The following is a 22,540-nucleotide window of genomic DNA, read 5'->3' on the forward strand; positions in this document are numbered from 1 at the left end:
TGAGTTGAGGAGCGCATCATGAGGCTTGGCGTGTTGGACATTGGTTCAAATACGGTCCACCTATTACTGGTGGATGCCTATCCAGGTGCCCGGCCGGTATCCTATGCCTCGCATAAGAGGCCGTTGTCCTTGGTGCGTTACCTCAACGAATACGGTGCAATCACCGAAGAAGGCCAGCAAGAGCTGATCGCCTTCATCAAGGAAGCCGCCGAATTCGCGCAGAGCCACCGAGTCGAAGACTTTATGGGCTTCTGCACCTCGGCTATTCGCGAGTCATCCAACGGCGCGGCGGTACTTGAACGAGTCACCGCCGAAACCGGGGTGAGCCTGATGGAGCTTTCTGGTGAGGAAGAAGCCGGAATGACCTTCTATTCGGTGCGCCGCTGGTTTGGCTGGTCTTCGGAATCGATCCTGAACCTGGATATGGGCGGCGGTTCACTGGAGCTGGCCGTAGGCACCGACGAGTTCCCGCAGGTTGCCTTTTCGGTGCCGTTGGGAGCAGGCCGGCTGACCCGTGAATGGTTGCCCAACGACTTACCTTCCATCAAGGAAGTCAAAGAGCTACGCACCTATGTTCGTGATGTGCTCACGGACCCCACCACCGAGCTGCGCCAATACGGCAAGCCCACATTGGCTACGGCCACGTCAAAAACTTTCAGGTCTTTGTCGCGGATTACCGGGGCCGCCCCCAGCGGGGAAGGGCCTTACGTTAAACGCGTCTTGCACCGTGACTCGCTGAAACTCTGGGCCAACCGGTTGACCGCGATGAGCTGGGAGGAACGTGCCGAGCTTCCCGGGGTCTCGGAAATTCGTGCACCGCAGCTGCTTGCTGGAGCTATCGTGGCTCACGAAGCAATGAGTGCACTCAAACTGAAAAGTGTCCGGATCTGCCCTTGGGCCTTGCGTGAAGGTTTAATGCTGCGACGATTTGATCACGTGATGTTTGACTCTTCGACACCGCTCAGTAGTAGCGTGGGGGTAGGAGAGGTTGCGTTAGGCTCACTCAAGACGGTCAGTCTGAGTGAACCTTCGGCTTAATACTTCATTGGGAGATGCGCCGGCAAGCGACGGCGCGGCGAGGAGGGGTCGAAGATGCAAGACCAACAACGGGTGCCTCGGGTACCGGTGACACTATCCAGTGCCTCGGTTTATCCGCTGACCGTCCATGATGCCTTCGCGATGGCCAAGGACGTGGGTTACGACGGGCTAGAGGTATTGATTACCGGTAACCAAGCGAGCCAGTCCGCCACCGCGCTGATGGCCCTCATGGATAAGTACCAGTTGCCGATTATGGCGATTCACGCACCCACATTGCTGCTCACCCAGCAAGTCTGGGGTTCAGCGTGGGCGAAGATTGAACGCTCGGTAATCCTGGCACAGGCAGTCGGAGCGAACGTGGTTGTCGCACACCCGCCATTTCGGTGGCAGGGGGCCTACGCGGAGAGCTTCGTTGAGGGTGTGCGCCGCATCACCGCATCAACAGGGATGAAGATCGCTGTGGAAAACATGTACCCATGGCGTAGCCGGGGACGCGAATCCTCCAAGATGTACCTGCCACACTGGAACCCGGTTCCGGAAGACTATAAGCACGTCACCTGGGACTTCTCCCATGCGGCAATCGCCAATATGGACTCGCGCCAAGCGCTTGAAGACCTCGGCGACAGATTGACTCATCTTCACCTTTGTGATGGGTTGGATAATGGCAAAGACGAACACCTGGTGCCTGGATTAGGCACCCAGCCGGTGGCCGAATCACTACACTTCTTGCGAGATTCACAGTGGGAGGGCGTGGTCGCGGTGGAAGTATCCACCCGCAAGGCCAAACATGCTGGACAAAAAGAAGAATGGCTCGGGCGCACACTGGAATTTGCGCGCGAGCATCTGACAATTAATCAAGACTCTGAACGGGTGACAAAATAACTATATGAGCGAAGCGACAAATTATCTCAAGCTTGCATTTTTAGGTACCGGCTCCATGAACGGCGCGATCCTGCGCGGAATTCTGGGCGCCGGGCATGACCCGGAAAACATTACTGCCACCTTGCGCAGCGATACTCGCGCCGCAGAATTACGTGAGCTAGGCATTACCGTGCTGATCGGTAATGACGACCCGGAAGCCAATAAGAAGGCTGCGGCCGCCGCAGACATAGTGTTCCTTGGTGTGAAACCGGTCGGCATTACCGCGCTGTGTGATGAGATTTCTTCGGCATTAGGCGATTCAACCGTCGTGGTTTCGGTGGCTGCCGCTATCACCTTGCAGACCATGCAAGAACACCTTCCTACCGGTCAGCCGGTAGTGCGCTCCATGCCAAACACGCCATTAATGGTCGGTGCGGGTGTGGTCGGACTGAGCGCAGGTGCGGCGGTCAGCGAACAGCAAATTGAATTGGTTGCTGAGCTATTCTCCGGTTCCGGCGATGTGCATGTGATCGACGAGTCGCAGCAAAACGCGCTGTCGGCTATTTCTGGTTCCGGCCCGGCCTACGGTTTTTATCTAGCCGAAGCGATGGCCAACGCGGGTATCGCCATGGGACTTGATGAAAAGCTCGCCACCGATTTGGCCCGTGCCACGGTGGCCGGTGCCGGAAAGATGCTGGCGGATCCCGAAGCTAACCCGGCACAGATGCGCCGTGCTGTGACCAGTCCCAAGGGCACCACCGAACAGGCAATTCTGACCTTTGACGAGCAGGGAATCCCGGCAATCATTGAAGCCGGCGCCAAGGCCGCAGCGGCCCGTGCCGCGGCTTTGAGCGATGAATTGAGCTAACACCTGAAGCGTTAAGTACCGATGGCGTCAGAGCCCCCGCAAAGGGGCGCTGACGCCATCGGCGTATCTGCCAAGCCTTAGGGGCGGGCAGCGAAGCGTTCAAGCAGGTCTACATGCCCGGAGACGATCAGTACGTCGCGGCGGGTGACCACGGTATTTGGTACTGCGTAGGTGAAATCTTCGCCGGGGGTCTTTACCCCAACGATGGTGACCCCGTACTTGGAGCGCACCTGAGACTCGGCCAGCGTGAATCCCTGGGTTTCTTTGGGCGGATACATCTTCACGATCGCGAAGCCGTCATCGAATTCGATGAAGTCCAGCATTCGGCCACCAACCAAGTGGGCGGCACGAACACCGGCGTCAGCCTCCGGATAAATCACATGGTTTGCGCCGATGCGAGTGAGGATCTTGCCGTGTGAGGGAGTAATCGCCTTGACCCACAGGTGCTCAATGCCTAAATCGACCAGGTTCACCGTAATCAGCACGGAGGACTCAATCGAGGTACCCACACCGACCACCGCGGAACCAAATTCTTGAGCGCCAAGCTGGCGCAAGGCATCGATATTGGTGGCGTCGGCCGCGACCACGTGGGTCAGCGTGCTGGCCCACTGCTGAACGAGTTCGGGGCTACGCTCGATGGCCAGCACCTCGCGGCCCTGTTTCACTAAGGTCTCCGCAACCGAGGCGCCAAAGCGTCCCAGACCAATGACGAGCACCGGGGCGTTGTGCTCAATGTTTTTCTCAGCCAATGATCGGCCTTTCTTCGGGGAGGCTATACAGCGTATCGCGATGACGCATGGTCAAGGCGCTGGCTAGGGTAATACTTCCAATACGTCCGGCGAACATCAACGCGCTGAGCACGTATTTACCGGCCGGGGGCATCTCGGCGGAAACGCCCATGCTCAGCCCCACGGTACCGAAAGCAGAGATCGATTCGAACAGTGCCCGGGAGAACCCGACCTGCTCGTCAATGGCCAGGAGCAACCCGGTGGCCACCATGACCAGAGTGGCGCCCAAGGCCACGACCGACACGGCCACCCGCATGGTGCCCTCGGGAATACGCCTGCCAAAGGCCTTGGCATCTCGTTCACCGCGGACCTCGGCCATGATGGCTAAGAACATTACCGCGATGGTGGTGACCTTGATACCGCCAGCGGTGGACGCCGAGCCACCACCGGCAAACATGAGCGCGTCCGTGACCAACACGGTTACTTGCCCAATGTCATTTTGATCCACCAGATTAAACCCGCCAGAGCGGGTCATTACCGAGGCGAAGAGCCCGTGGATGAATTTGTCGCCGGAATTCAGCGAACCGATGGTCCGGGGATTGTTCCACTCGACCAGCAGCCACAACACGGTACCGGCGACAAGCAAGATGAGCGTTACCAGCAAGGTCAGTTTGGTGTGCAGATTCCATTTTTTGACGTTGAAGCGGTGTGCCAGTAACACCATGATGACCGGGAATCCCAAGGATCCTAAGAAGACGCCGAACATCAGCGGGCCTAAGATCCACAGGTCTGTCTCGTAGGGAACTAACCCGTCGGAGTGCGGAGTGAAGCCTGCGTTGTTAAATGCGGAGACCGCGTAAAACACTCCGTGCCAAATCGCGGAGAGAAAGTCTTCACCCAACAAAATAAAGCGTGGAATGAGCAGTGCCGCGATCAGCGCCTGCAGGCTGACCGCCGTGAGGATCACGATGCGCAGCAGCGAACCAACCTCACCTAAGGCGGAGGCCGCGTTGGTATTCATGGAATTCTGCGCCATGAGTTTGCCACGCACGCCGAGCTTCCGGGAGACCGCCAGAGAAAAAATTGAAGCGAGAGTCAAAATCCCCAGGCCGCCCATGAAGGTACCGATGAGCATCACCAATTGCCCGGCAAAAGACCAGTGCACCGCAGTTGACACCGTGGTCAATCCGGTCACACAGACCGCCGAGACCGCGGTAAACAAGGCATCATGCAACGGGGTGGGTTCGCCGCTAGCGGAGGAAAAAGGAGCGGCGAGCAGCGAGGTGAACAGTGTGATGGCAATCAGGAAGGTGCCCAAGGCTAAACGAGCGGGGGAGCGGACGGTGGAATCGGCGATGCGTACCCGCAATGCCAGCCACTGTTTGCGGCGTTTACCGCGCGACTCTGCCGCCCTTGCCGGGTGACTCGGTTCGCTTTGGGTGCTCATTGCGTTAAATCGCCATTTCGTGGGCGGGACTGTTCTCCTTGTAATTTACGCGGTCAAAGCACAATGCGCTCGTCTTAGCGCCTCGAAACACGAGCAAAATGCCCAGAAGGCCATAAACGGGTTAGTTGAATCACAATCAGGTAGCCTACAAAGGTGTTAGAACCTCAACATGCGCCACAACCCACGCTCGTGCTCTGGGATGAGTTATACCTGAAATATAAGTTCAGTGACTATCATCCAATGCACCCATCGCGGCTAGAGCTGACCCATCGACTCAGTGAAGCCCTCGACGTTTATGCCTCTTCCAACGTGAGCCTGAGTGCTCCGCAGGTGGCAGAGGAACAAATACTTTTGACGGTGCATGACCAGGACTATCTGGATCAGGTCAAAGCGGTCAGCGAGGACCCTGGCCTGCAAGCTGTCGACTTTGGTTTAGGAACCGAAGACGACCCGGTTTTTGCTGGCATGTATGAAGCAGCCGCGCGCATTGTCGGCGGTTCGGTGATTGCAGCCGATGCCATCATGGATCAGTCAACGGTTCGCGCGGTGAACTTTGCCGGCGGCATGCATCATGCCAAACGCAACAAAGCCAGTGGGTTCTGCATCTTTAATGATGCAGCAGCAGCCATTCACCGGATGCTTGAACGTGGTGCTAAACGCGTGTGTTACATCGACGTGGATGCGCACCATGGTGATGGCACCGAATCAATCTTCTGGGATGACGAACGAGTTCTGACGATCTCCATTCACGAATCCGGACTCTCACTTTTTCCTGGCACCGGGTTTGCCAACGAAATTGGCGGTCCACGCGCGGAAGGCAGTGCGGTCAATATTGCCTTGCCGGCGATGACCGGGGATGCCGGCTGGATGCGAGCATTCCATGCGGTTGTCCCACAGCTGGTCCGCGCATTTGATCCGGAAATTATTGTCTCCCAGCATGGTTGTGATGCACACCGCGATGATGAGATGACTAATCTGAAGCTTTCGGTAGACGCCCAACGCCAAGTTGCCTTAGATATTGCGCAACTGGCCGATGACGTGTGCGAAGGACGCTGGCTTGCCACCGGAGGCGGGGGATATAACGTCACCGCGGTGGTGCCGAGAACGTGGACACATCTGACCGCCATCGCCGCCGGAAAACCAGTACCGCTGAGAACTTATGTGCCCGAACAGTTCCGGCGCTACGTCCTTGAAACTTACGGGCGAGCAATGCCATACCTGATGGGGGACGACGCACAATTATGGTGGCGAAATTGGGAGGTCGGCTATGACCCGGCGGATCCGGTGGACCGTACAATTATTGCCACGCGTAAGGAAGTCTTTCCGCTCTATGGGTTAGACCCCTGGTTTGACTGAGTTTTCTGCTCTGCTGTGATCAATCTGAAGCCTTGACCGTGGTGGGAAATCCGCTGCTGTCAGAGCATATGCCGATAGGGTTATGTCTGTGGCTATTGATGAAGTGTTTTCTGCGTTGGCAGAACCAACCCGACGTAAGATCATCGAAGCGCTGAAGGCCGAACCCATGGCCGTCGGCGCACTGGTGACACAACTGGAGATTTCGCAACCGACGGTCTCTAAGCACCTCAAGGTTCTGCGCGAAGCTAATCTGGTGACCATGAACGCCCAAGGACAGCGGCGTATCTATAGCGTGCAGTGCGAAGCCGTTGAAACTTTGGTCGCTTGGTGTGCCGAGATCCTGCCAGCCTTAGAACCGGTCCCCGAGATGGTTTCCGTGGATCTGGACTTGGTGCAGGATCCGCAAGATGCCAATGCACTTCCGGCTGCCGCGCATCAGCTCGGCCGCAGTGTAGGGCGGGGCTTGGAACAAGTCACGGGCAGAGCTCAAGAGATTTTGGAGCGCTTTCCTCGTTTTGGTCGTCGTCGATAACCCTTTGACCTCGGTAAAGACTGTCTAAGTAGTTCTTCTACGGGACTTTTACGTTACGTACAAGTAAGCGTTTTATAACAAAGAATTTTCGCTAAGAATGTCAGGCATGGCATTCTCTTGCGTGGGGCAGTGTTGCCGGGCCGGTGGTCTTTTGGGCGCCCCTGCTGCCTGCCCCAAGTGATGAGGAGAGAAACTTGGACAAGCAACTAGCGAATATTCGCGACGAAGTCTTCCGCCGTAACCCCGGTGAGGCAGAATTCCATCAGGCCGTGACCGAAGTCTTCGAGAGCCTCGAAGCTGTGTCAATTAAGCATCCTGAATACGCAGAGGCTGCTATTCTTCAGCGCCTGTGTGAGCCAGAACGCCAGATTATTTTCCGCGTTCCTTGGGTAGACGACGCTGGCCGTGTCCAGATTAACCGCGGTTTCCGTGTTGAGTTCAACTCTGCTCTGGGCCCATACAAGGGCGGACTGCGCTTCCACCCCTCGGTGTACCTGGGTATCGTCAAATTCCTTGGTTTTGAACAGATTTTCAAGAACTCCCTGACCGGTATGCCTATCGGCGGCGGCAAGGGCGGCTCCGACTTTGATCCACGCGGTAAGTCCGATGGCGAAGTAATGCGCTTCTGCCAGTCGTTCATGACTGAGTTGTACCGCCACATTGGCGAGTACACCGACGTTCCGGCCGGTGACATTGGAGTAGGCGGCCGAGAAATCGGTTATCTCTTCGGACAATACAAGCGCATCACCAACCGTTACGAGTCTGGTGTGCTCACCGGTAAGGGCTTGAGCTGGGGCGGTTCCCTGGTTCGCCCCGAGGCAACGGGCTACGGTGCAGTGATCTTCACCAACGAAATGCTCAAGACACGAGGCATGAGCTTTGATGGGCAGCGTGTGGTTGTTTCGGGCTCGGGTAACGTAGCCCTGCACGCCATCGAGAAGGCTCAGAATCTGGGCGCCAAGGTAGTCACAGCCTCGGACTCCGCCGGATTTATCGTTGACGAAAATGGTATCGACCTTGAGCTGCTGCGTCAGATCAAGGAAGTCGAGCGTGGACGCATCAGCGACTACGCCGAACGCCGTGGAAGCAAGAAGGTCTCCTATGTAGCCGATGGCAACGTGTGGGATGTCCAGGGTGCTGTGGCGCTGCCGTGTGCCACACAAAATGAACTTGGTGTTGCTTCAGCGAAGAAGATGATTGCCGCTGGCACCATCGCCGTGGCCGAAGGTGCGAACATGCCAACCACGGCAGAGGCTACCTCGGTCTTCCAAGACGCGGGCATCCTCTTCGGCCCGGGCAAGGCCGCTAACGCCGGTGGCGTGGCGACTTCTGCGCTGGAAATGCAGCAGAACGCCAGCCGTGACTCGTGGACCTTCGAGCACACCGAACGCCGCCTGTCGGAGATCATGGTGGGCATTCACGAACGCTGTGCAACCACCGCTGATGAGTATGGCGTACCAGGCAACTACGTGGCTGGCGCCAATATCGCCGGTTTTGTGAAGGTTGCCGACGCAATGCTGGCCCAGGGTCTTATCTAAGCTCTTTGATTAAAAAGTACTTTTGGACACCTGCTCTGCCGCTTTTTTGGTGGCAGACAGGTGTCCAGAGCACTTTAAATGTCACAATCGAGATCTAAGCGTGGTTCTGGTGTGTTCCGTGATGCAAAAGTTACGTAAGTGCGACTAGACTGGAACCGAGCGAACGTGAATATGATTGCAGATGTTGATCCCAAGTCGTATTTGTTCACGCGAGCAAAATACACGACGAATCAGAGATCAGCGTCAGGAGAATTTCCCCTATGGCGGATAAACAGAATTTTGCAGGAGCCCGTTTCATGACGGTCGCCGAAGTGGCCGAAATGATGCGTGTTTCCAAAATGACGGTTTATCGCTTGATTCATGCAGGCGACCTGCCTGCTGTTCAATTCGGTCGCTCCTATCGTGTTCCTGAAAACGCAGTGGAAGCATACCTGCAAGCTGCGGCGATTGATCCGCAGCGCGGAACAGGTTCCCTCGGTCGATAGCCGCGCGATGGTCAGAGCATGACCGAAAAGCGGGTAATCTGTTAAGGAACGTTTAACGTCCGGTCAACCTTGTAGCTTAGAATAATTTCAAGGCCTACATTTTGGTTGACATATTTAATTAGTTTGTGAGGAACCACTATGGGCTCTGTTATCAAGAAGCGCCGCAAGCGTATGTCGAAGAAGAAGCACCGCAAATTGCTTCGCAAAACTCGTCACCAGCGTCGTAATAAGAAGTAAATCTGCTTCAAGCAGCTTTTGCCTCTTGGCAATTATCGCCACCGTATCAAGGTTTGACCTTGACGGTGGCGATTGCTTTTTCCCCAACTACCGGCCGCGTCGAGCGAGCAATGACCGCCTAGCGGCCCACAACGCGCCCAGAACCCCTACAAGACGCAAACTGATCCGTGCTGCACGCTGACCGGTGCGGAAGTCATAGACCTGCCAACCACGGCGTTTAGCGTAGGCACGAAGCCGGGCGTCGGGATTGATCGCCACCGGGTGGCCCACGGCTTCTAAGAGCGGTACATCATTATAGGAATCAGAGTAAGCCCACGATTTTGAAAGTTTGATCCCGCGTTCTTTAGCTAGCAAACGAATAGCTTGTGCTTTCTCGGCCGCATGCAGGATGGGGGTAGCCAACGCACCGGTGTATTTTCCGTCCTTGCGCTCTACTACGGTCCCTAATGCACCGGTTAAAGTCAGCCTTTCGGATATGACGTTCGCTACTTCCAAAGGTGTTGCCGTCACCAGCCACACCTCGCGCCCTACCGCTAAATGCTGGTGCGCAATCGAGACGGTACCCTTCCAAAGTTTTGGTTCAATGTACTCGTCATAAATTTCTTGGCCAATTTGCGCCATCTCGGCTACGGAAATGCCCTTGGCCATGAGCAATGCACGGTCACGAATCTGGTGGATGTCGCCAATATGCTCGCCGCGCGCGGCGAAACGTAACTGCTTGAGCGCAAACCATAGGACTTCGCGAAACTGAAAGAACCGGCGCTGATGCATTTTTCGGGCCAGCAAATATAGGGTGGCACCGCGCACCATGGTGTTATCCACATCGAAGAAGGCGGCAACGACATCTTGTGGCGTCGTGGTGGGCTGCTCGCTGAGGTGCTCTGATGACTGCATTTGATTCAGTTTATTTCATTCTCGACTTAGACGCTGGTTGCGGCTCGTGAGATTATAGAGGGGTGAGTAAATTGCATGAGATTCAGTTGTTGGTGCGTCAAGGCTGCCACCTGTGCGAGGCGGCCCGGGCCACGGTCAAGGATGTCACCGAACGAATGAACATGGAGTTCTCAGAACTCGACATCGATGAGCACCCAGAACTACTGGCTAGGCACCACGAAGAGGTGCCGGTGCTCCTCATTGACGGTCAAGTGCGCGACTTCTGGACTGTTGACGGACAACGCCTCGAACGTCTGCTGGGTAGCTAAGCCATGAGGACCTCAGAGACCTGCCCTGCGCTCACAAAACCTGTTCGAGCTGCGGCTGATGACTGAGCCTGAGCCGCGGGTATTGCCCGAAGCAACATTGACTCGATTGACGCAATATCTTCGCGCGCTGAACGCATTCGAAGCCCAAGGTACCGAACGCACGAGCTCGGGGGTGCTGGCCAAAGAAGCCGGTGTTAATCCCGCAATTCTGCGTAAAGATCTTTCACTTCTGGGATCCTATGGAACCCGCGGCGTGGGATATGTGGTGACCGAACTGGCCGAACACATCAACCGGACGCTGGGATTGAACAGAGACTGGCGTGTAGCCATCCTCGGTGCAGGTAACCTGGGACGCGCTTTGAGCGGCTACGCAGGCTTTGCCAGTCGCGGATTCCAGGTCCGAGCAATTCTTGATACGTCGCCAAGCTTAATCGGCAGTGAAGTCGGAGACCTTGTGGTGGAGCCAATTGGCGCCCTGGGCGAGGTGATCCGCCGAGAACAAATCAATATTGCGGTGCTCGCCGTTCCGGGGGAGGCCGCCCAAGAATTGATTTATGCACTGGCAACGCATGGGGTGAAATCGGTGCTCAGCTTCGCGCCTCGCCCCTTGCGAATTCCTGCCGGGATGATTGTGCGCCGCGTGGATCTATCAACCGAATTACAGATCCTGGCCTATCATGCGGTTCAAAGCTAAAGACGAAGATCTAAAGAAAAACCTAGGCCACGACTTGTCAGAAGTCGTGGCCTAGGTTGTCAAGGCAGAAACATAATGCCCGTACGGCTTAGCGGTAGCCGGCGCGGCGAGCCATGCGGCGCGCAACGATGTACTTCGAAGACTCAGGCAACCAGGCAAAAACTACGCCCGCGATACCGAGCACCACGCTGAGGGTGAATACTACATTGATCATCATGGTGTCTGAGGAGTTAGCGTACATGCTGATCATTGGCAGGTACATCAGCAAGCTGATGATCGATAAGGCTGCAAAGATGGTGGCGATAATACGCATTGCGCCGACGCCGCGACCAACAAAAAAACCAACTAAGAAGTAAGCCAGCAGGGTGATGATCATGCCAACAATGGTGAAGCTGGTCATCGATGAGGAGATCTGCGCCATGAAGGCGTCAGGATTGGCGAGCATCTTTTCAATTTCCGCATTGACCGCAGGATCGCTGCTGGACTCCATCGAGGTACGCATCTGCTCTTCGAATAGCGTCCACTGAGAAGTGATGACGTTACCAATAAGATTGGTGCTATTGATTAGCCAGCTTGCAGCGGCGTTAAACACTCCGGCGAGCATGATCAATAAGAACGCGATCTGCAGCGTTTTAGGACGCTCGGTCGGTGGCTGCACCGGAGCGTATCCGCCTTGCTGCGGATACTGCTGGAACTGCGGGGGCTGCTGCTGCCCCGCATTTTGGCCATAGGGGTTGGGCTGCGAGCCGTATGGATTCTCGCCGTAAGGGTTCGGGTTCGAATTTCCAGAGCCTGCCACAGGGTTGTATGGCTGGCCCGGCTGGTTCGGATCGTTGGTGCTCATAACCGTCCTTTGCATGTTGCTGAGCTATCGATTTTCTCTATCTTCTAGCCTAGTTGGTGGCGATTGTGATCAGGCCCTCCAAAAGGATGGTTTTTTGATATGGGAATCCCATGCGGATGCTGTGAATACTTGATCGTGGCCACAATTTTCATCTTTTAGGTTGATTGTTTGAGAGACTGTAACCATGCCAGTTTCAACCGTTCATTTGTTGCGCCACGGGGAAGTTCTCAACCCGGATCGCGTGTTGTATGGCCGCATCCCAGGATTCGGACTCTCCGAGCTGGGATTCCAGATGGCAGACCGCGCCGGAGAATACTTCGCCAAGCGGCAGACTGAAGGCGCCAACGTAGTTCGGTTGGTCGCCTCGCCGCTCATTCGGGCCCAGCAGACCGCGCAACCAACCGCGCAGGCACTGGACTTACCAATCATCACCGATGAACGAGTCATCGAAGCCGGAAATAGTTTTGAAGGTTTAGCGCAGATCAAGTCGCAGTTGAAAAACCCGCGCTATTGGCCGTTGCTGCGTAACCCGCTGAGGCCTTCCTGGGGTGAACCTTATGCGGAGCAGGTTGCTCGAATGCGCCTGGCCATGGACGAACAACGCCACGCTGCCCTCGCCGAGCACGGAGATGGCGCAGAAATCATCATCGTGAGCCACCAGCTTCCTATCTGGGTGACCCGCCGCGACGCCGAAGGCAAACGCCTTTTCCACGACCCGCGAGCGCGCGAATGCACGTTGACCTCAATTACCAGTTTTGAATTTGACGGAGATGAACTTCGCTCCGTGAACTACACCGAACCGAGCCCAGACCTGCTGGCTGGCGCGGCGAACATCCCTGGAGCTTAAAGTTGATGAATGAGTCCTCACAGAATCCTCGCTTCCTGAATCGGCGCACCATGTTGCGTTCGATGTTGGTTGCTGCGGTCGCTGTGCCACTGGCCGCCTGCACGGTCACCGAGGATCCGCTGGCCAAACAGGCGCGCTCCGGAGACAACAAGAACTACATTGCCGGAGACGGAGCCGTGGAAGAATACTCGGTTGAAAAACGTACTGAGCCTATCGAGATCAACTCCAAGACCTACCAAGGCACCCCCGTTGACGTCAGCGCGATGCGCGGCAAACCGGTGGTCATCAACTTTTGGTACGCCGCGTGCGCCCCGTGCCGCATCGAGGCGCCACATCTGAAAGAACTCTCTGAAGAATTTGGTGACAAGGTTCCATTTATCGGAGTCAACGTCCGTGACGAAGCCGAAGCGTCACAAGCCTTTGAACGCAGCTTCGAGATCCCTTACGAGTCGATTCAAGACACCGATGGCCAGATTCAGCTGGCAATGACCAAATATGTTCCGTTACAGGCGGTACCTTCCACTTTGGTACTTGACCGTAAGGGACGAGTCCGAGCACGTGTTATCGGCGCGGTTGACCCAAAGATCCTGAAGACACTGATCGATACAGCACTCACCGAAGAGCTGTGAGCAACCTGTTGACTACGTCTAATCCCTTTGCCGACATTGTGCTGGACGGCTCTTTGCTGCTGGCCGCGCCGGTGGCTTTATTAGCGGGTCTCGTTTCTTTCCTCTCTCCTTGTGTACTCCCATTGGTTCCCGGATATCTTGGCTACGTCACTGGGCTGACGGGTGCTGACCTACGCGAACACCGACGTGGACGGGTATTGCTCGGGGTATTGCTCTTTGTCCTGGGATTTTCGGTGGTTTTCATTGCCATCGGAGTACTCTTCAGCCAGGCAGCTGCCTGGCTGAGATTTGAAGGTGCCTGGGTGACCCAAGTACTGGGCCTAGTGGTGGTCATCATGGGTGTCGTCTTCATGGGCGGCATTTCATGGTTGCAGCGTGACCGAAAAATTCACCGGAAGCCCCCGGCCGGCCTGTGGGGAGCACCAATTCTGGGGTTCACTTTCGGACTGGGCTGGGCCCCCTGCATTGGTCCTACGCTCAGCGCCGTACTGATCATGTCGACAGGAACTGACCCGAATATCGCTCGTGGCACATTATTAACCGCGTTTTATTGCCTGGGATTGGGCCTTCCCTTTATCGGGATTGCCCTTGGACTGCAGCGTGGCATGCGGGCGCTCGCGTTCTTCCGCCGCCATCAACTGCTGGTCATGCGTTTGGGCGGCGGAATGCTGATTCTGCTTGGTGTAGTCATGGTGACCGGGCTTTGGGGAAGCTGGGTCGCAGAACTACAAAACTGGTTTGCCAATGAAGTGAGGTTGCCGATTTAATGGCGAAAAATAAACGCACCGCGAAGGGCCGCAGCGATGCACCAGCCTTGGGCTTGCTTGGGTCCCTGCGCTGGATCTGGACGCAACTGACCTCCATGCCGACGGCGCTTTTCTTGCTGCTGCTGCTCGCTGTCGCAGCGGTTCCAGGATCAATCTTCCCGCAGCGTTCAATGAACCCGGAGACCGTCAACGAATACCTGGAAAATAACCCGGTCACCGGCCCTTGGCTTGACCGGTTCCAGCTTTTTGATGTGTATTCCTCCGCGTGGTTCTCGGCGATTTACATCTTGCTTTTTATCTCGTTGGTCGGTTGTATTATTCCGCGGGTAAAAAAGCATGCTCAAGCCTTGCGCACCCCTCCGCCGCGTACACCGTCCAGGCTTGACCGTCTGCCTCAGTACACCGCCCTGTCACTGGTTGAAGGTGAAGGAGATACTCCCAGCGATGATGAAGTCATCGACGATGCCTACAAGGTACTGCGTAAACGTGGTTACCGAGTCGAACGCCGCTCCGATGCCACCGGTCGTTCGGTAGCCGCAGAGCGCGGCTACACTCGTGAGATCGGAAACCTGACTTTCCACATTTCGCTGATCGGCGTGCTCATTTCGGTAGCTATTGGCGGCGCCTTCGGCTACAGCGGTCAGCGAGTCATCGTGGAGGGGGAGACCTTTGTGAACTCCCTCGTTTCCTATGACGCTTTCACCCCCGGGACGGGTTTTGATTCCAAGAGTCTCACGCCTTACTCAGTGAAGCTCAACAAATTCGACATTGTTTTTGACCGTGAGTCCAAGACACACTTTGGTCAGCCGCTGGACTTCACCGCCCATGTGGAAACCCGGCGCTCAGCCGATGCGGAGCCTGTCGAAGAAGACATCAAGGTGAACCATCCACTGCGTATCAACGGTGCCGATGTTTACCTCGTAGGTAACGGCTATGCACCGGTGGTGACAGTCAAGGACGGCAACGGGGATGTGGCTTTCTCCGGACCGGTAGTTTCCGTTCCGCAGGACTCGGTGTACACCTCGATGATGGTGATCAAGGCTCCGGACGCGAAGCCAGAACAGTTGGGATTCCAAGGATTCCTGTTGCCCACCGCGCTGGTGGATGAAACAGGGTTTGGTATTTCCGGCGACCCGAACGCGATCAACCCGCAACTGCACCTGAACTCCTTCGCCGGAAACTTGGGTCTGGACGACGGTGTACCGCAGAACGTCTATGTGCTGGACACGGATAATCTCACCGAAGTGAACTCACGGACGCTCGACGCCGGAGGCATTGTGCTCGAAGCCGGACAGACTTATCAGCTCCCCGAGGGTAAAGGCAGCATCACCTTCAATGATCTGAAGCGTTACATCGCGGTAGACGTGAATTATGATCCGAGTAAAACTCCGATCGCCATCTTCGCGTTTTTGGCTCTGGCCGGATTGGCAGTATCGCTGTTTACCCCGCGTCGTCGCGTCTGGGTGAAGCTGAAGAATGACAATGGTCAGCGCAGGGTCGAATACGCGCTATTGGCCCGCGGTGAGGATCCACGTCTTGAACGTGAGTCCACAGAGTTGCACAATATCTTTGATAGCAAGTGGCCATTGGCCAGTCAGAAGCAGGACCAAGGAGAAGTAAATGCCTAACGGCTCAAATCTCGCGCCAATCAACGAAGCACTGGGTAATTATAGCCAGCTGTTTATGTTGCTTTCGGCATTCGTCTATATGGTTGCCTTCATCCTCTTCGCACTTGATCTGGCCAAGAGTAACAAGACCATCAGCGAAATTGATGCGGCAGCGCTTAAGCGTGACTCCGAAATGCTTGTGGGTGCGGCAGCCACCTCCGTGTCGGCACCGCGAAGCACTAAGCGTGGGGCCCCTGTCCCACGAGCCGACAACGTCAGCGAAAACGTTGTCAATGACAAGATGAACTACACCGAACACTCTTCGAACCGGAATATGGCTCGGATTGCCTTGGTACTCTCCTGGCTAGGTGTATCCATGCATGGTTTCGCCGTCATCTCCCGCGGTGTGGCAGCGCACCGTGTGCCTTGGGGCAATATGTATGAGTTCCTTTCCACCGGTGCATTGGTGGTCGCGGTGGTTTACCTGGTGGTGCTGTTCTTCAAGGATCTGCGCTTCATGGGTAGCTTCATTATTGGCCTCGTGACCTTGATGCTCTGTGGAGCCACGATTGGCTTCCCAACTCCCTTGGGACACCTGGTGCCGGCCCTGCAGAGCCCCTGGATCGTCATCCACGTATCGATCGCGGTATTTGCTTCGGCATTGTTCTCCATCAGCTTTGCCATGAACGTTCTGCAGCTGATCCAGCACTCGCGTATGAACAAAATTGCAGGCGGTCTACCAGACAAGCTTCCATTCATGCGTCTGGTTCCTGGTGCTGGTGCCTTGGAAAACTTTGCCTACCGCATCAACACCATCGCGTTCGTGATGTGGACCTTCACTGTAATGGCGGGAGCCATCTGGGCCGAAGCAGCCTGGGGACGCTACTGGGGCTGGGATCCGAAGGAAGTCTGGTCATTCGTGATTTGGGTGGTCTACGCTGGCTACCTGCACGCACGTGCCACCGGCGGCTGGACGGGCCCGCGCTCTGCCTGGTTGTCCATCATCGGCTACGGTTGCGTGATTTTCAACTTCACCATCGTGAATATGTTCTTTGACGGTTTGCACTCCTACGCCGGCGTCTAACCTCCGCTCGGCAAGAGTTCAAAAGCTCCCCGAGGGATAAGCCTAACCGGCCTATCCCTCGGGGAGCTTTTGTTTCCCGCCCTGTACGGGATCTGCGTGCGCTAATTGTCCAGCGTGTGAGAGCCTTGCCCTCGGGACCGGGGACCGTTGATGACCTTGGATATAGATGGGCGTGCAGAACGGTCTCTAAAGCGGCGTAGGACCCGGCAAATGCCGGGCCCTACGTGGTAACGAAGCCAAAGGTCCTAAAGATCTTTGGACGGAGTATCTGAGTCGTCCGAAGAATTATCTTTCTTCGGTTTCTTCTTGTCGTCTTCTTTTCGTTTGAGTTCTTCCTCACGTGCCTTCAGCTCAGACTCACGCTGTTGCTGACGACGCCAGATTTCAAGTTGACGCAAGAAATCCTCGTCGTCATCTGGGGCGCTTTGTTTGTTAGCTGGGCCAGCTGAGGCAGCCTGCGGGCGTCCTAGAACAAACCACAAACCCGCCCCGATCAGGGGAAGCACGATGATAATGATGATCCATGCCGTCTTAGGCAAGGAGCGCACCCGATGTCGTTCGGTGCGAGCACACTCGATCAATGTATAGATCATGAGTGCCACCGAAATGAGTGCAGCAAAGATAATAAAGCGGACCATGACTCTAGTCTAGTGACAATCTGGCTCACAGGTTCATCGGTAGACTTTAACGTATGCAGTTTCTGAAATATTCGGTGATTCGGTTGGGCTTGTTCCTCGTTGTCTTCTTGGCACTGTGGAAACTGATGCTCTGGCCGATCTTCACCGCAGGCCTCATTGCCCTGGTAATCGCTTTTGCCGTGACCTATTTGTTCTTTAACAAATTACGTCTGGCAGCCAATGACGACGCACGCAAGGCGTTCGCCAAAACCTCAGCGTCGAAGACCGATTCTCAGCTGGCCGAAGAGGCCATCGAGGATGCTTACGACGAAAAACTCCGAAGAGACGACAAATAAAAAAAGAAGCCTTCCAAATTCAAAATTTGGAAGGCTTCGTGGCTATAGCCAGGTGTTCAGCACGATGGCTAAGGTAAAGAGCGCGGCGTAGACCACGTTGACGATGCCGGTCTGTTTGAGCACCACTACCAGCTTCGGTAGCGACTGCTCGCGAAGCATCACCCAGCTCGGCGCTGCGGCCGGAACGAAGGTGAGCAGGATCAGCCACATCCATGGATTAGTTCCGGTCAACAGCAGTGGCAACACGATGGCGACACTGAGCATCAGCACGTAGCTCAGGCGGGCCATCTGCTCGCCTAGACGCACAGCCAGAGTGATTTTTCCAACCTCACTGTCGGTGGGAATATCCCGGACGTTATTTGCCATGAGCAAGGCGCAGCCAATAAAGCCGGTGCCGATGGCACCGAGCAGTGCCGCGTACGTGAGCTGACCAACCTGCGTGTAGGTGGTTCCCAGCGTGGCCACGAGGCCAAAGAAGATAAAGACGTACACGTCGCCCCAGCCACGGTAACCGTAAGGGTTTTTCCCTCCGGTGTAACCCCACGCGGCGAAGATCGCGGCCACACCGACTAAAAGCAGTGGCCAGGTCGCGGACAGTATCACTAGCAGCAAGCCGAAGATCGCGGCGAGCCCGAAGCACCCAAAAGCTGCGTTACGTACCTGTGAGGGAGCCGCTAGCTTGGAACCGGTCAAACGCACCGGACCGACGCGTTCATCATCGGTCCCGCGGATTCCGTCGGAGTAGTCGTTAGAGTAGTTCACGCCGACTTGGAGCAGCAGCCCTACTAAGAGGGCGAGCACAAAACGGAACCAGGAGACTTGGCCAGTCTGACCCACCGCAGCCGCGGTACCGATGACTACCGGGGCAATAATGATGGGTAGGGTGCGCAGGCGCGCGCCAGCGACCCATTGGGAAAGCGTTGCCACTTCTCGTTCCTTTCGGCGTGGATAAAAAACTCGTACCCTCTAGTTTCCCGCGAAACCACGGGCAAGGCGAATCGAATCAGTGCGCGGCTAGTAGTGCAGCCAGTATTTTGCGCCGATCAAATTTCCCGTTGGGCAATTGCGGAAGCCCCGTCGGGTAGTGCTGTAGGTATTTGGGCACCGCAGTTGAACCAATAGTTTGGCGCACAGCGTCGAAGGCTTCAGCCGTATTTGTAGGGCCTGAATAGGCTAAACCTACACTTTGCCCCCATTGCGCGTCGGGCACCGGCAGGATCAGGCACTGCGTGAAGAACTCATCCAGCAGCCCCTCAATCTTCCCTGCGGAAAGTTTGATGCCACCGCTATTAATCACATCGTCGATACGCCCTGCAATTTCTAAACGATTTCCGCTGACGGTGCCTAAATCATCGGTGAGATACCAGCGTGAGCCCTCATGAAGAATGAAGTGCTCGGCGGTGGCCTCGGGATTATTTGCGTAACCATCGGCAAGCATAGGACCAGAGACCATAATCCTGCCCCCGCGCTCGGCAAGTTTCACCCCTGGAAGTGCGGTGCCGTTATACACCAGACCGCCCGAGGTTTCCGAAGAGCCGTAGGTCTGGAAGATTTTCAATCCCAGGTGGCGTGAATTCTGGAGCAGGTCTTTGCTGGCACGTGCCCCGCCAAGCAGAATCGCATCAAATCGTTTCAGCGCCGCCACCGTGCGTGGCTCTGGGTTGTCGAGCAATCGCGCCAATTGGGTGGGAACCAATGAGGTTAGCCGGCGGCCCTCCACCATTTGTTCGGAAGCTTCCACGAATTTTTCCGCGGAGAAACTCCCAGACAGGTCCATACTCACCGGATTGGTACCGGCGAACAGCGAACGGGTGAGCACGCTGAGTCCGGCCACATAGTGCACCGGTAAGGCAAGCAGCCACTGCCCCTCGAACCCCAGATATTCGGCGGTGGCTTGGGCGCTAGCTGCCACGGCAGAAAGGCTCAGGACCGTGCGCTTAGCCCGGCCGGTTGACCCGGAGGTGCGCACAACCACCATGGTCTGTGCAAAGCCCGGTAGGTCTTCGTCACGCAGATGATTGATCTGCACGCCATCAGCTGACGAAGGATCCGCGAAAACTTCTACGGCGGGCCCGGAGTCATTGGCATTAGCGGCCAACGATTGCATCAGGACATGGTGAGGTGCCAGCATACGAGGAACTTCTCCTTGGCTTAGAAGTAGTACGGGTGGTTGGACCAGTCTGGGTCGCGCTTAGCTAAGAACGCGTCGCGGCCTTCCACTGCTTCGTCGGTCATGTAGGCCATGCGGGTAGCTTCGCCAGCAAAGACCTGCTGACCGGCCAGTCCGTCATCGGCGAGGTTGAACGCAAACTTCAGCATTCGGATGGCCTGCGGGGACTGCTTGGCAATGTCGGCTGCGTATTCCAGCGCCACTTCTTCCAGACGCTCGTGGGCAACAGACTCGTTTACCGCGCCCATGCGCACCATGTCATCTGCCGAGTATTCGCGTGCCAGGAAGAAAATCTCGCGGGCGGTCTTCTGACCGACCTGGCGGGCTAGCAAGGCTGAGCCGTAGCCGGCATCAAATGAACCAACGGTGGCATCGGTCTGCTTGAACTTTCCGTGCTCGGTGGATGCGATGCTCAGATCGGAGACCACGTGCAAGGAGTGGCCGCCACCGGCTGCCCACCCGTTGACGACACACACGACGACCTTTGGCATGGTGCGCATGAGGCGTTGGACTTCTAAGATGTGCAGACGTCCGGCACGGGCTGGATCGATGGATTCACCCGTCTCGCCTTCCGCGTAACGGTAGCCGTCACGTCCGCGGATACGCTGATCTCCACCGGAGCAGAACGCGTGTCCACCGTCCTTCTCGGACGGACCATTACCGGTGAGCAAGACCGTGGCCACGTTACTGGTCATGCGTGCATGATCCATTGCGCGGTATAGCTCATCTACGGTGTGCGGACGGAAAGCATTGCGTACCTCTGGGCGGTCAAAGGCAATACGTACCGTTGGCAGGTCACGGACGATGGTTCCGGCCTCGTCACGTTCCACCTGGCGGTGATAGGTGATGTCGGTGAAATCGAATCCTTCGACAACGCGCCAACGCACGGGATCAAAAATGTCGGAGACCTTCTCGGGCAGGACTGAATTATTTTGGCTACTCACCCTCTAAATGCTAGTCCAACGCCCACGGAACTTAGCGTAGGCATCCGCAGCTGGCGATATTGAGCAGTATTGTGTCACCTGAATGATTGGTGCTTTGCGGGTAGATGGGAGTAAATTTGCTCCGTGCCTTCCGCCAACGAGTAGCAGCTGGCAAGCGAAGGCCCTACTTTCAGGAGTGTAGTCAAGTGTCGTCAAGCCACCACCAGCAGGGCACAAAAAACGCTGAGATTAGTGCCGAAGGTTATAAGAAAACCCTGGGCCGCCGCCATGTGCAAATGATTGCCATTGGTGGAGCTATCGGGGTGGGTCTGTTTATGGGATCTGGGGGACGGCTGGCATCTACCGGGCCGGCACTGATTTTCTCCTACGCCCTGGCTGGTGGTATCGCCTACCTGCTGATGCGTGCCTTGGGTGAGCTGATCATGTACCGGCAAACCTCAGGTTCCTTTGTCTCTTACGCTGGAGAACTTTTTGGCCCCAAAGGTGCATTTATCTCGGGTTGGATGTATGTGCTGAACTGGGTGATGACCGGAATCGCGGAGCTGGTCGCGATCGGGCTGTACTTCCAATACTTCTTCCCGCAGCTTCCGGTGGAAGTCTCGGCATTATGTGCGCTTGCAATGCTGGTGGCAATCAACCTGTTCAGCGCCAAAGCCTTCGCAGAATTTGAATTTTGGGCGGCCTTTATCAAGGTCACCGCAATCTTGTTGTTCCTTGCAGTAGGCACCTACATGGTGGTGACCAGTGCTCAGGTGGGGGAGCACACCGCTTCGGTTTCTAACCTCTTTATTGGTAATGAAAACGGCGAGGGCGGCATGTTCCCACGTGGTTTCTTCGTTTCCATCTTGGTGCTGAATTCGGTGATCTTCGCCTATAACGCCATTGAATTGGTAGGTATTGCCGCCGGAGAGATGGAAAATCCGGAGAAAGAAGTACCTTCGGCAATTCGCGCGGTGGTCTTCAGGATTCTCGTGTTCTACATCGGTAGCGTCAGCCTGCTTGCGATGGTCTTGCCGTGGAATGAATATGAGGCTGGGGTCAGCCCGTTCGTGACGGTATTCGACAAGATGGGCCTTGGCTGGATTGGTTCGGTGATGAATCTTGTGGTGATCACCGCGGCACTGTCCTCATGTAATTCGGGGCTGTATTCTATTGGCCGAATCCTGCGCACCATGAGCGGCAACGGCCACGCGCCTCAGTGGTTATCCAAGATGAACAAGCGCTTTGTCCCGTCCACAGGCATTCTCACCGTGGGCGTGGTCTACCTGCTTGGCGTGGTGCTCAACGTCTGGCTGGGTGGTACTTTCGCCTTCGACCTGGCTCTGAACACCGCATCCATTGGGGTGTTGTTCACCTGGGCAACAATCTTCGCCTGCCAGTTGATGCTGCGCAGGAAAAAAGGAAAGGTCACAAAACTACTGATGCCTGGTGCGCCGGTGACCGGGTGGATTGGTTTGGTGTCCTTGGTGATCATTACCGCCCTGATTGCCTTTGATACCTTGACCGGTGAGGACGGTGAGGTCTTCCCTATCGGGCTTTACACCATTGCGGCCATCCCGGTGTTTGCGATCCTCCTGTTTATCGGATGGAAATTTGTTGGCAAGAAGGCTAACGGTCCGGTTGAGTTTTAAGGGGTTAATCGTCGGTAGATAAAACTAGGGGCTTGGTTCCCGCCAGTGATGGCGGGAA

The 22,540-nt window shown here is 56.0% G+C and carries 25 protein-coding genes; 17 read left to right on the forward strand and 8 right to left on the reverse strand.

What is annotated here, in order from left to right:
- The first annotated feature begins 18 nt into the window (after window positions 1–18).
- The 3 genes from VJ369_RS12395 to proC are packed head-to-tail and all read left to right on the forward strand — an operon-like array spanning window position 19 to window position 2,767.
- Window positions 19–1,038: a Ppx/GppA phosphatase family protein gene (locus VJ369_RS12395; RefSeq protein WP_105675726.1), complete on the forward strand. Its 1,020-nt coding sequence runs from the start codon at window positions 19–21 to the stop codon at window positions 1,036–1,038.
- A 54-nt stretch (window positions 1,039–1,092) separates the two neighbouring features.
- Entirely contained in the window at window positions 1,093–1,920 is an 828-nt protein-coding gene (locus tag VJ369_RS12400) for a sugar phosphate isomerase/epimerase (RefSeq protein WP_324092379.1), read from the forward strand.
- Window positions 1,921–1,924: 4 nt separating this feature from the next.
- Window positions 1,925–2,767, forward strand: coding sequence for a pyrroline-5-carboxylate reductase (gene proC, locus VJ369_RS12405; protein WP_324092380.1), 843 nt, complete (start codon window positions 1,925–1,927; stop codon window positions 2,765–2,767).
- Between the two features lie 77 nt (window positions 2,768–2,844).
- Here the strand turns inward: proC and VJ369_RS12410 are convergent, their stop codons facing one another.
- Both VJ369_RS12410 and VJ369_RS12415 read right to left on the reverse strand, forming a co-directional pair.
- Window positions 2,845–3,483: a TrkA family potassium uptake protein gene (locus VJ369_RS12410; RefSeq protein WP_324092399.1), complete on the reverse strand. Its 639-nt coding sequence runs from the start codon at window positions 3,481–3,483 to the stop codon at window positions 2,845–2,847.
- A 25-nt stretch (window positions 3,484–3,508) separates the two neighbouring features.
- Window positions 3,509–4,942, reverse strand: a complete 1,434-nt coding sequence (locus VJ369_RS12415) for a TrkH family potassium uptake protein (protein ID WP_324092381.1) — start codon at window positions 4,940–4,942, stop codon at window positions 3,509–3,511.
- 240 nt (window positions 4,943–5,182) lie between these two features.
- Between VJ369_RS12415 and VJ369_RS12420 the strand changes: the two genes are divergently transcribed.
- From VJ369_RS12420 to VJ369_RS12440, 5 genes are all read left to right on the forward strand, one after another.
- On the forward strand, window positions 5,183–6,298 hold the full coding sequence (locus tag VJ369_RS12420) for an acetoin utilization protein AcuC (RefSeq protein ID WP_324092400.1): 1,116 nt from the start codon (window positions 5,183–5,185) through the stop codon (window positions 6,296–6,298).
- Between the two features lie 88 nt (window positions 6,299–6,386).
- Window positions 6,387–6,830: an ArsR/SmtB family transcription factor gene (locus tag VJ369_RS12425; RefSeq protein WP_096257089.1), complete on the forward strand. Its 444-nt coding sequence runs from the start codon at window positions 6,387–6,389 to the stop codon at window positions 6,828–6,830.
- A gap of 194 nt (window positions 6,831–7,024) precedes the next feature.
- A complete protein-coding gene (gene gdhA, locus VJ369_RS12430; RefSeq protein WP_324092382.1) occupies window positions 7,025–8,368 on the forward strand; it encodes an NADP-specific glutamate dehydrogenase in 1,344 nt (447 codons plus the stop codon).
- A gap of 260 nt (window positions 8,369–8,628) precedes the next feature.
- Window positions 8,629–8,853: a helix-turn-helix domain-containing protein gene (locus tag VJ369_RS12435; protein WP_096257016.1), complete on the forward strand. Its 225-nt coding sequence runs from the start codon at window positions 8,629–8,631 to the stop codon at window positions 8,851–8,853.
- Window positions 8,854–8,991: 138 nt separating this feature from the next.
- Window positions 8,992–9,090, forward strand: coding sequence for a 30S ribosomal protein bS22 (locus VJ369_RS12440; protein ID WP_005504750.1), 99 nt, complete (start codon window positions 8,992–8,994; stop codon window positions 9,088–9,090).
- An 87-nt stretch (window positions 9,091–9,177) separates the two neighbouring features.
- Here VJ369_RS12440 and VJ369_RS12445 read toward each other — a convergent pair whose 3' ends face one another.
- Window positions 9,178–9,984, reverse strand: coding sequence for an HAD-IB family hydrolase (locus VJ369_RS12445; protein ID WP_324092383.1), 807 nt, complete (start codon window positions 9,982–9,984; stop codon window positions 9,178–9,180).
- A 62-nt stretch (window positions 9,985–10,046) separates the two neighbouring features.
- Between VJ369_RS12445 and VJ369_RS12450 the strand changes: the two genes are divergently transcribed.
- Both VJ369_RS12450 and VJ369_RS12455 read left to right on the forward strand, forming a co-directional pair.
- On the forward strand, window positions 10,047–10,292 hold the full coding sequence (locus VJ369_RS12450; RefSeq protein ID WP_324092384.1) for a glutaredoxin family protein: 246 nt from the start codon (window positions 10,047–10,049) through the stop codon (window positions 10,290–10,292).
- A 58-nt stretch (window positions 10,293–10,350) separates the two neighbouring features.
- Window positions 10,351–10,986 carry a redox-sensing transcriptional repressor Rex gene (locus tag VJ369_RS12455; RefSeq protein ID WP_324092385.1) on the forward strand — a complete coding sequence of 212 codons (636 nt, stop codon included), beginning with the start codon at window positions 10,351–10,353 and terminating at the stop codon, window positions 10,984–10,986.
- Window positions 10,987–11,074: 88 nt separating this feature from the next.
- Here VJ369_RS12455 and VJ369_RS12460 read toward each other — a convergent pair whose 3' ends face one another.
- A complete protein-coding gene (locus VJ369_RS12460; protein WP_324092386.1) occupies window positions 11,075–11,830 on the reverse strand; it encodes a hypothetical protein in 756 nt (251 codons plus the stop codon).
- Window positions 11,831–12,014: 184 nt separating this feature from the next.
- On the opposite strand from VJ369_RS12460, the gene VJ369_RS12465 reads away from it, so the two are divergent.
- Genes VJ369_RS12465 through ccsB form a run of 5 tightly spaced genes read left to right on the forward strand, consistent with a single transcriptional unit; the run spans window position 12,015 to window position 16,764 of the window.
- The gene (locus VJ369_RS12465; RefSeq protein WP_324092387.1) at window positions 12,015–12,677 is read left to right on the forward strand and encodes a histidine phosphatase family protein; all 663 of its coding nucleotides are present in this window, start codon (window positions 12,015–12,017) and stop codon (window positions 12,675–12,677) included.
- A 5-nt stretch (window positions 12,678–12,682) separates the two neighbouring features.
- Window positions 12,683–13,306, forward strand: coding sequence for a TlpA disulfide reductase family protein (locus tag VJ369_RS12470; RefSeq protein ID WP_324092388.1), 624 nt, complete (start codon window positions 12,683–12,685; stop codon window positions 13,304–13,306).
- A complete protein-coding gene (locus VJ369_RS12475) occupies window positions 13,303–14,073 on the forward strand; it encodes a cytochrome c biogenesis CcdA family protein (protein ID WP_414652657.1) in 771 nt (256 codons plus the stop codon). The genes VJ369_RS12470 and VJ369_RS12475 overlap by 4 nt, the downstream gene beginning before the upstream one ends.
- Window positions 14,073–15,701, forward strand: a complete 1,629-nt coding sequence (resB, locus tag VJ369_RS12480) for a cytochrome c biogenesis protein ResB (RefSeq protein WP_324092389.1) — start codon at window positions 14,073–14,075, stop codon at window positions 15,699–15,701. Before VJ369_RS12475 ends, resB begins: the two co-directional genes overlap by 1 nt.
- Window positions 15,694–16,764 (forward strand): c-type cytochrome biogenesis protein CcsB, encoded by a 1,071-nt coding sequence (gene ccsB / locus VJ369_RS12485; protein ID WP_324092390.1) that lies wholly within the window; start codon window positions 15,694–15,696, stop codon window positions 16,762–16,764. The genes resB and ccsB overlap by 8 nt, the downstream gene beginning before the upstream one ends.
- A gap of 245 nt (window positions 16,765–17,009) precedes the next feature.
- Here ccsB and VJ369_RS12490 read toward each other — a convergent pair whose 3' ends face one another.
- Window positions 17,010–17,402, reverse strand: a complete 393-nt coding sequence (locus VJ369_RS12490) for a PLD nuclease N-terminal domain-containing protein (RefSeq protein ID WP_324092391.1) — start codon at window positions 17,400–17,402, stop codon at window positions 17,010–17,012.
- 53 nt (window positions 17,403–17,455) lie between these two features.
- Here VJ369_RS12490 and VJ369_RS12495 point away from each other — a divergent pair, with 53 nt between their 5' ends.
- Window positions 17,456–17,737: a DUF4229 domain-containing protein gene (locus tag VJ369_RS12495; protein ID WP_324092392.1), complete on the forward strand. Its 282-nt coding sequence runs from the start codon at window positions 17,456–17,458 to the stop codon at window positions 17,735–17,737.
- A gap of 42 nt (window positions 17,738–17,779) precedes the next feature.
- Here the strand turns inward: VJ369_RS12495 and VJ369_RS12500 are convergent, their stop codons facing one another.
- From VJ369_RS12500 to VJ369_RS12510, 3 genes are all read right to left on the reverse strand, one after another.
- Complete coding sequence (locus VJ369_RS12500; protein WP_324092393.1) at window positions 17,780–18,664, reverse strand: 1,4-dihydroxy-2-naphthoate polyprenyltransferase; 885 nt, start codon at window positions 18,662–18,664, stop codon at window positions 17,780–17,782.
- A gap of 76 nt (window positions 18,665–18,740) precedes the next feature.
- Window positions 18,741–19,868 carry an AMP-binding protein gene (locus VJ369_RS12505; protein ID WP_324092394.1) on the reverse strand — a complete coding sequence of 376 codons (1,128 nt, stop codon included), beginning with the start codon at window positions 19,866–19,868 and terminating at the stop codon, window positions 18,741–18,743.
- Between the two features lie 20 nt (window positions 19,869–19,888).
- The gene (locus tag VJ369_RS12510; protein ID WP_324092395.1) at window positions 19,889–20,851 is read right to left on the reverse strand and encodes a 1,4-dihydroxy-2-naphthoyl-CoA synthase; all 963 of its coding nucleotides are present in this window, start codon (window positions 20,849–20,851) and stop codon (window positions 19,889–19,891) included.
- A 185-nt stretch (window positions 20,852–21,036) separates the two neighbouring features.
- On the opposite strand from VJ369_RS12510, the gene VJ369_RS12515 reads away from it, so the two are divergent.
- The gene (locus VJ369_RS12515; protein WP_324092396.1) at window positions 21,037–22,482 is read left to right on the forward strand and encodes an amino acid permease; all 1,446 of its coding nucleotides are present in this window, start codon (window positions 21,037–21,039) and stop codon (window positions 22,480–22,482) included.
- Window positions 22,483–22,540 lie beyond the last annotated feature (58 nt).

It is taken from the genome of Glutamicibacter sp. (assembly GCF_035257265.1).
Classification (GTDB): Bacteria; Actinomycetota; Actinomycetes; order Actinomycetales; family Micrococcaceae; genus Glutamicibacter.